This is a genomic window from Hydrogenophaga sp., from assembly GCF_018780075.1.
Lineage (GTDB): Bacteria > Pseudomonadota > Gammaproteobacteria > Burkholderiales > Burkholderiaceae_C > Hydrogenophaga.
In genome coordinates this window covers 18,770-30,017 of the sequence record NZ_JADMKB010000096.1, presented here as the reverse complement: position 1 = coordinate 30,017, position 11,248 = coordinate 18,770, and the positions used below count along the sequence as shown (strand labels likewise).

The following is an 11,248-nucleotide window of genomic DNA, read 5'->3' as shown; positions in this document are numbered from 1 at the left end:
ACTACATCCGCTTCATCCGCACCTTTGGCCCGCGCATCTTCAACGCCCACATGAAGGACGCCTGGTGGGGCAAGGGCGACGGCAGCGTGGGCACCTTTGGCGGCCACACCAGCTTTGGCGATGCGCGCCGCACCTGGGACTTCCGCAGCGTGGGCCGCGGCATGATCGATTTCGAGTCGATCATCGTGGCCCTCAACGACGTGGGTTACCAAGGCCCGCTGAGCGTGGAGTGGGAAGACAGCCGCATGGACCGCGTGCACGGCGCCACCGAGAGCGCGGCCTTCTGCAAGCGCCTGGATTTCAAACCGGCCGCCGGCGCGTTCGACGCCGTGTTTGCCAAAGACCAACAAGTCTCATGAGCGCCGCACCGGGCCGTTCCCAAGCCAGCTCGCACCGCAGCCCGCAGGGCGAAGGTACGCCAATGACCCTTGCCCACACGCCACGCCGCCTGCGTTACGCCATGGTGGGCGGTGGCCGAGACGCCTTCATCGGCGGCGTGCACCGCCAAGCGGCCGCGCTGGACGGCCAGATCGAACTGGTGGCCGGCGCGCTCTCCAGCAGCCCGGACAAGGCGCGTGCCTCGGGCCGCGACCTGTTTCTGGCCGAGGACCGCAACCACGGCAGCTGGCAGGCACTGCTGGCCGACGAGCTGCGCCGCAGCCCCGAGGAGCGCATCGACTTCGTGTCCATCGTCACCCCCAACCACCTGCACCACCCCGTGGCCCTGGCCTTCGTGGAGGCAGGTTTTCACGTGGTCTGCGACAAGCCCCTGGTGCACACCAGCGCGCAGGCGCAGGACCTGGAGGCCGCCGTGAAGCGGCAGGGCACGGTGTTTGGCGTGACCTACAACTACACCGGCTACCCGCTGGTGCGCCAGATGCGCCACATGGTGCAGAGCGGCGCCATCGGCACGGTGCGCAAGGTGGTGGTGGAGTACCACCAGGGCTGGCTGGCCACCGCTGTGGAAGACAGCGGCAGCAAGCAGGCCGCCTGGCGCGTGGACCCGGCGCTGAGCGGCGCCGCGGGCGCCATGGGCGACATCGGCTCGCATGCCGAAAACCTGCTGAGCACCGTGACCGGGCTGGAGATTGAGTCGCTCTGCGCCGACCTCAGCGCCATGGGCGCGGGCCGCACGCTGGACGATGACGGCAATATGCTGCTGCGCCTGCAAGGCGGCGCTCGGGGTGTGCTGATCGCCTCGCAAATTTGCACCGGCAGCGAGAACGACCTGCGCCTGCGCGTGAGCGGCACCACCGGCAGCCTGGTCTGGTGCCAGGAGAACCCCAACCAGTTGCTGCACCTGCCGCTGGACGGCCCGCCGCGCACGCTCACCCGCGCTTCGGCCGGGCTGTGCGAGGCGGCGGTGCGCGCCTCGCGCCTGCCCGCCGGCCACCCCGAAGGCTTCATCGAGGCCTTCGCCAACGTCTACCTGGGCGTGGCCGCCGACATCCGCGCCCGCCTGCAGGGCGTGGCCGCCGATCCGCTGGCGGCGGACTACCCGCGCATTGAAGCGGGTGCGCGCGGGGTGCGCTTCATCGAGCGGGTGCTGGCCTCCGCCGCGAGCGACTCCAAATGGACCGCCATGCAGGACGGCCTGGACAGCGTGCCCCGCGCCACCGAGCCCGCCCTGAGCCGAAGCCCCGCCGCCGAGCCGGCTGCCTGACGATCGCCTCCGCGGTGGGCCAGCCGCAGGGTGCGGCCGCCAAGGCTGGCAGGCTCATGGGAATCCTATATTTCGACTATCATCGAAATATGGAAACAATCACCCCCCAGGAAACCCAAGCCCTTCGCGCGCTCGCGGCCCTGTCGCAGGCCGTGCGCCTGCGCGCCTTCCGCGAGTTGGTGGTCGCCGGCCCGGCGGGCATGACGCCCGGCGCCATCGCCGAGCGACTGGACGTGGTGCCGAGTTCGCTCTCGTTCCACCTCAAGGAACTGGTGCACGCCGACCTGGTGAGCGCCGAGCCGCAGGGCCGCCACCTGATCTACCGCGCCCACTTCGACCGCATGAACGCCCTGCTCGGCTACCTCACCGAACACTGCTGCGGTGGCCAAACTTGCGAGCAGGCGGGCGCCGCGGCGTGCTGCGAACCCCAGGAGGCCCCATGAACCTCGCCGACGCGATGAACCTGGGATGCGCCTGCCAGACCCTGCAGCCCTCGCGCTTGCGCGAGCAGCTGGAAACCAGCCCGGCGCTGGGCGGCCTCACCGCGCGGCTGGCCGAGAGCCACCCGCACCTGTTCTCCGCCAGCGCGGTGTTCCTCGACGCCGGGGTGCAGAGGCAGATCGTGCAGGCGGTGCAAACGCTGGAGCGTGTGATCGCCCTGCCCGCCTGGCGCGAGCAGGCCCTGGCCCGCGCGAACCCGATCGCGGCGCTGGACTGGGGCCCGGCCGGCGTCTTCATGGGTTACGACTTCCACCTCGCCGCCGACGGCCCCAAGCTGATCGAGATCAACAGCAACGCCGGTGGCGCCCTGCTCAACGCCGCGCTGGCCCGGGCGCACCGCGCCTGCTGCGCCGGGTTCGAGCCCCTGTTCGACCCGGCGGACACGCTGCAACGGCTCGACGAGGTGTTCGTCGCCATGTTCCGCGCCGAGTGGCGGTCGCAGCGCGGCGACGCGCCGCTGCGCAACGTGCTGATCTTGGACGACGCGCCCGGCGAGCAGTACCTCGCGCCCGAGTTCCAGATGGCGCGCGCCCTGTTCACCGCGCACGGCCTGATCGCCGTGGTGGCCGATCCGCGCGAACTGCAATGGCGCGACGGCCAACTCTGGCACCCGGCCCTGCCGGCCGACATGCCGGTGGACCTGGTCTACAACCGCCTGACCGATTTCTACCTGCAGGACAGCGGACACGACGCACTGCAGCAGGCCTACCGCACGGGTGCCGCCGTGGTCACGCCACACCCCCGCACCCACGCGCTGTACGCCGACAAACGCAACCTGATCGCGCTGTCCGACACCGCGCTGCTCGACACCTGGGGCGTGAGCGAAGCCGACCGCGCCGTGCTGCACCAGGTGGTGCCCGACACGCAGCGCGTCACGGCAGACAACGCCGACGCGCTCTGGGCCCAGCGGCGCACACTGTTCTTCAAACCCGCCGCCGGCTTCGGCGCCCGCGCCGCCTACCGGGGCGACAAGCTCACCAAACGTGTGTGGGGCGAGATCCTGGCGGGCGACTACGTGGCCCAGACCACCGTGCCGCCCAGCGAACGCCTGGTGTCCGTGGACGGCCAGACCACGCTGCTCAAGCTGGACCTGCGCGCCTACACCTACCGCGGCCAGGTGCAGCTGCTGGCGGCGCGCACCTGGTCGGGCCAGACCACCAACTTCCGCACCGAAGGCGGCGGCTTCTCGCCCGTGGTGGTCATGCCAGCGGGTGCAGCGCCGGCATGACCCCGCCCGTCATGGGTCTGCGCCGCGTGGCGCTCACTACAATGACCGCCACTGTCGATCACGTCCCAAGGAGTCACCATGACCTCACTGCGAACCACCCTGACGCTGGGCGTCATGTCCATCGCCATCCTGGGGTGCTCCAGCGTCTCCCTCGACCCCGCCGCGCCCAGCGCAGGGCGCTCGGCCAGCGGCCAGGAGGTGCGCACCGTCAAGTCGCCCGACGGCAAGTTCGAGGGTGAAGTCTCCGGCACGCCCGCACCGGACAGCCGGTTCGCCAAGGTGAGGATCGGCATGGAACTGCAACAGGTGCTGAAGCTGATCGGCAACTACGACGAGCTCTTCAACCACGAAACCGGCAAGCGCTGGATTCCCTTCTACCTCGGCAGCGACGCGCGCCGCGTCGTCACGCACTACAAGGGCGAAGGCTGCCTGAGCTTCACCGGCGGCAACGTCTGGGGCGCTGGCAGCAACCAGCTGATCCGCATGGACGTCGACCCCGCCGGCAAGTGCTACCAGCCCTGATGCCGGGTCCGCACGCTGCGGCGTTGCCGCTGCTGGCCCACCCGGCGGCACCCTGCGCCGGGGGCCTGCAACCGAGGGTGGTGCTGGTGCCCGATGGCGACGGCTGGCGGCTTCGCTTCACGCTCACCGGTGACCTGAACGCACTGGCCATCCCCGAGCCCCTGCCACCCGGCCCGGCCGACGGGCTCTGGCAACACACCTGCTTTGAAGCCTTCGTGGGCACGACCGGCAGCGCGGCCTACCGCGAGTTCAACTTTTCACCTTCGGGCCAGTGGGCCGCGTACCGCTTCAGCGCCGAGCGGGTGCGCGACCCTGCCACCGAACGCAGCGGTCACCCACCCGTGATCACCTGCGAGCGCTCGGCGGACACGCTGGACTTGCGGGTCTGGCTGCCGCCAGCGTTACTGCCCGAGCCGGCGCACAAGGCCGCGTTGAAGATCGGCCTGAACGCCGTGATCGAAACCCGCGACGGCCAGCTCAGTTACTGGGCGCTGCAACACCCGCGCGCCGATCGGCCCGATTTCCACCACCCTGGTGGCTGGGTGCACCGCTTGCCCCCGACCCCTTCCGCCCCTCAGAGACCCGCATGAAACTCGGCATCGAACGCCTCATCGAAGACTCCGCCCTGCGCGCGCCGCTGGCCGGCAGGCGGATCGCCCTGCTCGCCCACCCGGCCTCGGTCACCCGCGACCTCACGCACTCGCTGGACGCCCTCGCGGCCCTGCCCGATGTGAAGCTCACCGCGGCCTTCGGCCCGCAACACGGGCTGCGCGGCGACAAGCAGGACAACATGGTCGAGTCGCCCGACTACCTCGACCCGCGCCTGGGCATCCCCGTGTTCAGCCTCTACGGCGAGGTGCGCCGACCGACCGACGCCATGATGGACAGCTTCGACGTGCTGCTGGTCGATCTGCAGGACCTCGGCTGCCGCATCTACACCTTCATCACCACGCTGCGCTACGTGCTCGAAGCGGCGGCGCAGCACGGCAAGGCCGTCTGGGTGCTCGACCGCCCGAACCCCGCCGGCCGCCCGGTCGAAGGCCTGACGCTGCGCGCGGGCTGGGAAAGCTTCGTGGGCGCCGGGCCCATGCCCATGCGCCACGGCATGACCATGGGCGAACTCGGCCACTGGTTCATCGCCACGCTCGGCCTGCAGGTGGAATACCGCGTCATCACCATGCAAGGCTGGTCGCCGGACGCCGCGCCCGGTTTCGGCTGGCCCAGCGAGCGCACCTGGGTCAACCCCAGTCCCAACGCCGCCAACCTCTGGATGGCCCGCGCCTACGCCGGCACCGTGATGCTCGAAGGCACGACGCTCAGCGAAGGCCGCGGCACCACGCGCCCGCTGGAGCTGTTCGGTGCCCCCGACATCGACGCCCGCCAACTCATCGCCGACATGCGCCGCACCGCGCCGCAGTGGCTCCAAGGCTGCGTGCTGCGTGAGTGTTTCTTCGAGCCCACCTTCCACAAACACGCAGGAAAACTCTGCGCGGGTGTGCAGATCCACGTCGAAGACCCGACGCACTACGACCACGCCACCTTCCGCCCCTGGCGCCTGCAGGCCCTTGCGTTCAAGGCCGTCCGGATGCAAGCACCCGACTACCCGCTGTGGCGTGACTTCGCCTACGAATACGAACACGATCGCCTGGCCATCGATCTGATCAATGGCGGACCTGCATTGCGGGGATGGGTGGACGACCCGGAGGCCTCGGTCGAGGCCCTGGAAGCCCTCTCGGTGGCCGATGAAGCCGCCTGGTCGCAAGCGCGCCAGCCGTTTCTGCTGTACTGAAGCCCGCTCCGCCCGCCTCAGCGCAGCGCCATCACCGCCTGCGTCACCGCTTTCATGTCGTGCTGAACCACCTGTTTCACCCAGGATGCCCGGGTCGCACGCAGCGTCTCGGCCAACTGCGGCTCGCTGGCGCGGAACCGATGCGCCACCTGCAACGACACCAGACCGCGACCGTCCGGGCTCTTCACGTAGCGGAAGACATTGAACTCCATGTTCGCCTGATCACCGGACCAGGTCAGGAAGTCGATGGTGGCATCGGTCTTCGCTTCATTGCTCATCACGCTCGTACGGGCCTGCGGATTGGCCTTCATGACCACCCGCTCCAGTTGCAGCGCCGCCGCCACGGGATCGTTGTCGAGAAACGGCATCTGCTGGAACCGCAAGCCGACCAGCCGCGTCCAGTTGTTCAGTTGTTCAGTTGTTCAGTGTCTCTGGCGGGCGCACGTACTCCACCACCCGGTCGCCACTGGGAGGCGCACCGACAAACTGCTGGACGTAGTTCTCGCCGTCAAACAGGAACCCCTTGGGCTGAGCCCACAGCGCCGCACTGGGCAGAACACACAGCAAGCCACAAAACGACCGTCTTTTCATATCCACTCACTCCCCCCTGAAAAAACATTCATGCCATGCACAAGGCTCTGCGACCCTGCGTGCACGGCCCCTTGTCTTCAACCCACTGCCAGCCACTTCTGCATGAATTGCGCCGTGCCCATCGAAGGGTCCAACTGGTAGCCGGCGTAACCGATGCGCTCGTACAGCTTCTTCGCCGGCCCGTTGCCTGACAGCACCTCCAGCGTCATCTTCACCGCGCCGCGCTCCACGGCGATGCGCTCGGCCTCGGCCAGCATCTGCTCCGCGATGCCGCGGCCCCGGTGGCTGGCGAGCACGGCCACGTCGTGCACGTTGACGAGTGGCTTGCATTTGAAAGATGAAAACCCCTCGATACAGTTGACCAGTCCCACCGCTTGCTCGCCGTCGAACGCCAGCACGCTGTAGGCCTGCGGACGGGCCGCCAGTTCGCGCGCCAGGTTCTCTTTGACGAAGTCGGACAGCGGCTCCGCTCCACCGGCGGGATCGCTGGCGTAGGCGTCGAGCAAGGCGACCACGGCAGCGGCATCGCGTGCATCCAGGTAGTCCGCGCGGCGGACCGACAATGCGGCCGCCATCAGCCTGCCCTCACCGCGTTGACCAGGCGCTCGGCACAGGCCCGTGCCTGTTGCGCGTCGCGCGCTTCCACCATCACGCGCAGCAGCGGTTCGGTGCCGCTGGCGCGGATCAGCACGCGGCCGGTCTCGCCCAGTTCGGCCTCCACACGCTTCGTCTCCTCCGGCAACAAGGAGTTGGTGGTCCAGTCCTGCCCCGGCTGCAGGCGCACATTGATCAGGGTCTGCGGGAACAACGTCACGTCTTCAAGCAGTTGCGACATGGTTCTTCCGCTGCCCACGCAGGCCTGCAGCACCTGCAGCGCCGACACGAGCCCGTCGCCCGTCGTGTGTTTGTCCAGCACCAGCAGGTGCCCCGAGCCTTCGCCACCGAAGGTCCAGCCGTGGCGCTCCAGCTCCTCGAGCACGTAGCGGTCACCGACTTTGGCACGCACGAATTTCACCCCGCGTTGTCTGAACGCCACCTCGACCGCCATGTTTGTCATCAGCGTGCCGACCACGCCGGGCACGTCCACGTCGCGAGCAATGCGGTCGGCGACGATCAGGTACAGCAGTTCGTCGCCGTTGTAGAGGCGCCCGGCAGCGTCCACCAGCTGCAGACGGTCGGCATCACCGTCGAGCGCCACGCCGTAGTCGGCGCCGTTCGCCGCCACCGCCGCGACCAGCGCCTGCGGGTGCGTGGCGCCCACCTCGTGGTTGATGTTCAGGCCATCGGGCGCACAGCCGATGCGCACCACCTCCGCGCCCAGCTCATGGAACACGGCAGGGGCGATCTGGTAGGCCGCACCATGCGCCGCGTCCACCACGATCTTCAGGCCCTTGAGCGTGAGCTCGCTGGAAAAGGTGCTCTTGCAGAACTCGATGTAGCGCCCGGCCGCGTCGTCCATGCGGCGCGCCTTGCCGAGGTTGCGCGAGTCGGCCCAGACCGGGTCCCGCGCCAGTTCGGCCTCCACGGCATGCTCCCAGTCGTCGGGCAGCTTGTTGCCCTGCGCGCTGAAGAACTTGATGCCGTTGTCGCCGAACGGGTTGTGGCTGGCCGAAATCACCACCCCCAGGCTGGCGCGCTGCGCGCGGGTCAGGTAGGCCACGGCGGGCGTGGGCACCGGACCAAGCAGCACCACGTCCACCCCGGCCGAGTTGAAGCCCGACTCCAGGGCGCTTTCCAGCATGTAGCCCGAGATGCGCGTGTCCTTGCCGATCAGCACCGTGGGGTGGGCCTCGGTGCGCTTGAGCACACGGCCCACGGCGTGGGCGAGTTTGAGAACGAAATCGGGCGTGATCGGCGCCTGGCCGACGGTGCCGCGGATGCCGTCGGTGCCAAAGTATGTGCGTGTCATAGGGGGGAGAAAAGATGGGTGGGCCTGGCCCGCGGAGAGAACTGATCCGACCGGACGCAGCCACGGGGCACCATTTTAGGGCCGCGATCGCGACCCGCCCGGCGTCCTTGAGGCCCGCCAACCGTCAGCGAGCACCCGTTTCAAACGACAGGTTGGCCAGGCTGCGCATCACATCGTCCACCTCCTGGCCAATGCCCGCCAGCCCGGTGTATTCCGCCGGCGCTTCGGGGGTTCGCTGGCGGTGCGCCTCGTGCTGGTGTGCCAGCGAGGACTCGACGCTCGGATGCACCACGGGCGGAGCGTCTGGCACCACGGTGTCGTGGACCATCGGCCCATCCGCCACGCCACTGAAGCCCGTTGGCACGCGGCCCGGCAAGACCAGCATCGGCACTTCCACCTTGGGCAGCAGCCGCTCCTTGAACGTCGACTCCTTGAAGTAGCGGATCTTCTCGCTCATCACGGGGTGCGCCAGACCTTCGACCAGCAGGATCTGCTTGTCATCGCCCATGGCCTTGAGTTCCTGCGGCAGCATCAGCGCACGCCGCTCGTCGCTCTCGCTGCGGGTGTAGCTGCTCTCGCGCGAACGGCTGCGGCTCACGCTGTCCTTGCGCATGGCGGTGTAACCCAGCATCTCGCTGTACTCGTTGGCGTCCTGCTGCTCGCGCGGCGCAAAGATGATGCGCAGCGCGTGGTTGGTCATGATGGTGCGCGCGGTCTCCTTGCCGTAGGTGGACTCCAGCTGCGCCATGCTCTGGATGATGGGCATCAGTCTCAGGTTGTAGCCGGCCATGAAGCTCACGGCGCTGGCGATGATGTCGACCCGCCCGATGCTGGTGAACTCGTCCATGAGCAGCAAGCATTGGTGCTTGAGCTCGGGATTGGCCTGCGGCAGCTCGCGCGTGTTCTGGTTGATCAGCTGACTGAAGAAGAGGTTGAGGATCAGGCGGCTCTCGGCCAGCTTGTTGGGCTGGATCACCACGTAGATGCTCATCTTCTTCTTGCGCACGTCGCGCAAGTCGAAATCGTTGCCGCTCGTGGCCGCGTCCACCACCGGGTTGAGCCAGGGATTCAACGGCTCCTTGAAGGTGCCCATGATGCTGGCGAAGGTTTCGTTGGCCTGGCCCAGCAACGTGGCGAACGCCGTGCGCGCGCTCGGGCTCAGGTGCGGCCAGGCCGCCAGCTCGGTCAGGTAGGCCTTGATCTCCTGCCCCGGTCGCCCCGACGCCAGGCGGTACAGGCCACCGATGGTCGGCGCGTCGTAGGGGACGTCGAACTGTTCAGCGAGGTAGGCCGCCTGCTCGAAAGCGTACAGCGCGAAGGCGACAAACGCGTTCTGCGCCTGGTTGGCCCAGAACGGGTCCTTGTGCAACTCCGAGGCCGGGTACAGCATGGCGGCGATGCTTTGCACATCGCTGATGCGGAAATGCTCGTCCCGCGACACATAGGACAACGGGTTCCAGCGGTGGGTTCGCCGGTCTTCGGCAAAGGGATTGAAGAGGTAGACGGCTTGACCATAGCGTGCGCGGAAGCCGCTGGTGAGGTCGAAGTTTTCCTGCTTGATGTCGAGCACCACCACCGAACCCTGGTAGCTCAGCAGGTTAGGGATCACGATGCCCACGCCCTTGCCTGAGCGGGTCGGGGCGGCCAGCATCGCGAACTGCTGGCCGTTGAAGTAGACGAACTTGCCGTCCTTTTTGCCCACGACCAGCGCCGTGTCGTCGGGCTTGAGCATGTGGCGCTCCCGCAGGTCGCCCGCGGTCGCGAAACGGGCCTCGCCGTACAGGTTGGGCTTTTCCCGGAACAACATCAGCGCGGTCAGCGCCACCAGCACGAGCAATGGCACGGCAAACCCGATCACGCCGCTGCTCCTGATCACCCCGGCGTGGGCGGGCACCTCCGAATAGGCCCACCAGTAACGCCCGTAGTCCATCCACGCCATGCGCGACCAGGGCATGTCCAGGCGCCAGAACAGCACCAGACCGCTCAGGTACAGGCCAGCGAACAAGGCCGCCACCAACAACACCAGAAAGAACAGCAGCTTGGCCTGCCTCATGGCTTGCTTTTCCCCTCGCCCAGGCGCGCCACCTGCTCTTTGTAGCGACGCAACTGATCGCGGGACCAGTCGTGGCGGCACAGCTCGATCGCGGCGGGCAAGGCCTTGACGGCCACCGCCTGCTCCCTCGCCTGGGCAGCGCAGCGGGCGTCGCGGTAGCGGTGCCAGCTCTGGTGGTCCAGGTCCTGCGTTTTGACGTACGCATCGGCATAGGCCTTGCCCTGCAAACCGATCAAGGCCTGCTTCTTGCCCATGCGGTACTCGCGCACCATCGTCAGCAGCACCCGGTCTTGCTCGATGCGCGCCCGCCGGCAACCGATCAAGTCGGGTACCAGCGGATCGCAGACCGCTTCGACACGCGCTGCCGCGGCCCCCTTCTGGGCCACCTCTGCCTTGGCCCGAACCCACCGCGCGGTGGTTGGCACAAAACAGTGGCTTTCCTGCTTGGCATTGCCCGCGGCATTGACCAGCGTCAGCGACACACAACCCGGTGCGGTCGCCTCGATCGCGCCTGCGTTGGACACCAAGTCCACCTGCGCAAAGGTGCCCGTCTTGGCATCGAACTGGTACAGGCTGTCGACCGGCAGCTTGCCGTCCATGGCAAACAGGCGCGTGACCTTGAAGTCCAGCAGACCATCCCCGTTGAAGTCCTTGAAGTCCAGCCAGGCTTCCCGGTCCAGCCGATTTCGAGGCATCTCAAAGGCGTGAGGCAAAGCCTGCAACTCCTTGCCCGCGCGGCTCACCACGATGTAGCCCGAGCCGATCTCGCCCTCTGCGGCGTCGGCCTTGTCGTCGAACTCGAAGTCAAAATGCAAGCGGCCCACATTCGGACCGATCTGCTGAGAAAGGGTCTCAAGGCCGTTGTGTTGAGCCTGGAGGAAATCGAGGGGCAGTTGCCCACAAGCGACGAGCGATGCGCTCAGCAGCAACGCACCCAGTTGTTTGGTCTTCATTGGTCATCCCTGTTTCATGTGTTTTGAGGGGCTGTCACA

13 protein-coding genes are annotated in these 11,248 nt (G+C 67.7%); 7 read left to right on the top strand and 6 right to left on the bottom strand.

The annotated features are described in order from the left end of the window. The 7 genes from IV088_RS15540 to IV088_RS15510 form a co-directional block, all read left to right on the top strand. A partial coding sequence (locus IV088_RS15540; RefSeq protein ID WP_291103848.1) for a TIM barrel protein occupies window positions 1-359 on the top strand: 359 nt, incomplete at its 5' end. Window positions 360-421: 62 nt separating this feature from the next. After that, the gene (locus tag IV088_RS15535) at window positions 422-1,663 is read left to right on the top strand and encodes a Gfo/Idh/MocA family oxidoreductase (protein WP_291103845.1); all 1,242 of its coding nucleotides are present in this window, start codon (window positions 422-424) and stop codon (window positions 1,661-1,663) included. Window positions 1,664-1,752: 89 nt separating this feature from the next. Beyond that, entirely contained in the window at window positions 1,753-2,106 is a 354-nt protein-coding gene (locus IV088_RS15530) for a helix-turn-helix domain-containing protein (RefSeq protein WP_291103842.1), read from the top strand. Next, window positions 2,103-3,392: a hypothetical protein gene (locus IV088_RS15525; RefSeq protein WP_291103839.1), complete on the top strand. Its 1,290-nt coding sequence runs from the start codon at window positions 2,103-2,105 to the stop codon at window positions 3,390-3,392. Before IV088_RS15530 ends, IV088_RS15525 begins: the two co-directional genes overlap by 4 nt. Window positions 3,393-3,470: 78 nt before the next feature. Continuing rightward, complete coding sequence (locus tag IV088_RS15520) at window positions 3,471-3,914, top strand: hypothetical protein (protein WP_291103836.1); 444 nt, start codon at window positions 3,471-3,473, stop codon at window positions 3,912-3,914. Then, window positions 3,914-4,504, top strand: coding sequence for a DOMON-like domain-containing protein (locus IV088_RS15515; protein ID WP_291103833.1), 591 nt, complete (start codon window positions 3,914-3,916; stop codon window positions 4,502-4,504). The genes IV088_RS15520 and IV088_RS15515 overlap by 1 nt, the downstream gene beginning before the upstream one ends. Next, the gene (locus IV088_RS15510; RefSeq protein ID WP_291103831.1) at window positions 4,501-5,703 is read left to right on the top strand and encodes a DUF1343 domain-containing protein; all 1,203 of its coding nucleotides are present in this window, start codon (window positions 4,501-4,503) and stop codon (window positions 5,701-5,703) included. The genes IV088_RS15515 and IV088_RS15510 overlap by 4 nt, the downstream gene beginning before the upstream one ends. A 17-nt stretch (window positions 5,704-5,720) precedes the next feature. Here the strand turns inward: IV088_RS15510 and IV088_RS15505 are convergent, their stop codons facing one another. The 6 genes from IV088_RS15505 to IV088_RS15480 form a co-directional block, all read right to left on the bottom strand. Further along, complete coding sequence (locus IV088_RS15505; protein WP_291103828.1) at window positions 5,721-6,071, bottom strand: hypothetical protein; 351 nt, start codon at window positions 6,069-6,071, stop codon at window positions 5,721-5,723. Window positions 6,072-6,117: 46 nt separating this feature from the next. After that, entirely contained in the window at window positions 6,118-6,294 is a 177-nt protein-coding gene (locus IV088_RS15500) for a hypothetical protein (RefSeq protein WP_291103824.1), read from the bottom strand. A gap of 77 nt (window positions 6,295-6,371) precedes the next feature. Continuing rightward, window positions 6,372-6,869 (bottom strand): GNAT family N-acetyltransferase, encoded by a 498-nt coding sequence (locus IV088_RS15495; protein WP_291103822.1) that lies wholly within the window; start codon window positions 6,867-6,869, stop codon window positions 6,372-6,374. Next, on the bottom strand, window positions 6,869-8,203 hold the full coding sequence (gene glmM / locus IV088_RS15490) for a phosphoglucosamine mutase (protein WP_291103819.1): 1,335 nt from the start codon (window positions 8,201-8,203) through the stop codon (window positions 6,869-6,871). The genes IV088_RS15495 and glmM overlap by 1 nt, the downstream gene beginning before the upstream one ends. Before the next feature lie 124 nt (window positions 8,204-8,327). Beyond that, window positions 8,328-10,256 carry a type IV secretory system conjugative DNA transfer family protein gene (locus IV088_RS15485; RefSeq protein ID WP_291103816.1) on the bottom strand — a complete coding sequence of 643 codons (1,929 nt, stop codon included), beginning with the start codon at window positions 10,254-10,256 and terminating at the stop codon, window positions 8,328-8,330. Continuing rightward, window positions 10,253-11,209: a hypothetical protein gene (locus IV088_RS15480; RefSeq protein ID WP_291103813.1), complete on the bottom strand. Its 957-nt coding sequence runs from the start codon at window positions 11,207-11,209 to the stop codon at window positions 10,253-10,255. The genes IV088_RS15485 and IV088_RS15480 overlap by 4 nt, the downstream gene beginning before the upstream one ends. Between the last annotated feature and the right edge of the window lie 39 nt (window positions 11,210-11,248).

What these genes read in the sequence shown, in the direction of transcription:
- IV088_RS15485 (WP_291103816.1), bottom strand. Translation starts at nt 10,256, where the DNA reads ATGAGGCAGGCCAAGCTGCTGTTCTTTCTGGTGTTGTTGGTGGCGGCC.
- IV088_RS15535 (WP_291103845.1), top strand. Translation starts at nt 422, where the DNA reads ATGACCCTTGCCCACACGCCACGCCGCCTGCGTTACGCCATGGTGGGC.
- IV088_RS15505 (WP_291103828.1), bottom strand. Translation starts at nt 6,071, where the DNA reads ATGCCGTTTCTCGACAACGATCCCGTGGCGGCGGCGCTGCAACTGGAG.
- IV088_RS15525 (WP_291103839.1), top strand. Translation starts at nt 2,103, where the DNA reads ATGAACCTCGCCGACGCGATGAACCTGGGATGCGCCTGCCAGACCCTG.
- IV088_RS15495 (WP_291103822.1), bottom strand. Translation starts at nt 6,869, where the DNA reads ATGGCGGCCGCATTGTCGGTCCGCCGCGCGGACTACCTGGATGCACGC.
- IV088_RS15500 (WP_291103824.1), bottom strand. Translation starts at nt 6,294, where the DNA reads ATGAAAAGACGGTCGTTTTGTGGCTTGCTGTGTGTTCTGCCCAGTGCG.
- IV088_RS15530 (WP_291103842.1), top strand. Translation starts at nt 1,753, where the DNA reads ATGGAAACAATCACCCCCCAGGAAACCCAAGCCCTTCGCGCGCTCGCG.
- IV088_RS15515 (WP_291103833.1), top strand. Translation starts at nt 3,914, where the DNA reads ATGCCGGGTCCGCACGCTGCGGCGTTGCCGCTGCTGGCCCACCCGGCG.
- IV088_RS15520 (WP_291103836.1), top strand. Translation starts at nt 3,471, where the DNA reads ATGACCTCACTGCGAACCACCCTGACGCTGGGCGTCATGTCCATCGCC.
- IV088_RS15510 (WP_291103831.1), top strand. Translation starts at nt 4,501, where the DNA reads ATGAAACTCGGCATCGAACGCCTCATCGAAGACTCCGCCCTGCGCGCG.
- IV088_RS15480 (WP_291103813.1), bottom strand. Translation starts at nt 11,209, where the DNA reads ATGAAGACCAAACAACTGGGTGCGTTGCTGCTGAGCGCATCGCTCGTC.
- glmM (WP_291103819.1), bottom strand. Translation starts at nt 8,203, where the DNA reads ATGACACGCACATACTTTGGCACCGACGGCATCCGCGGCACCGTCGGC.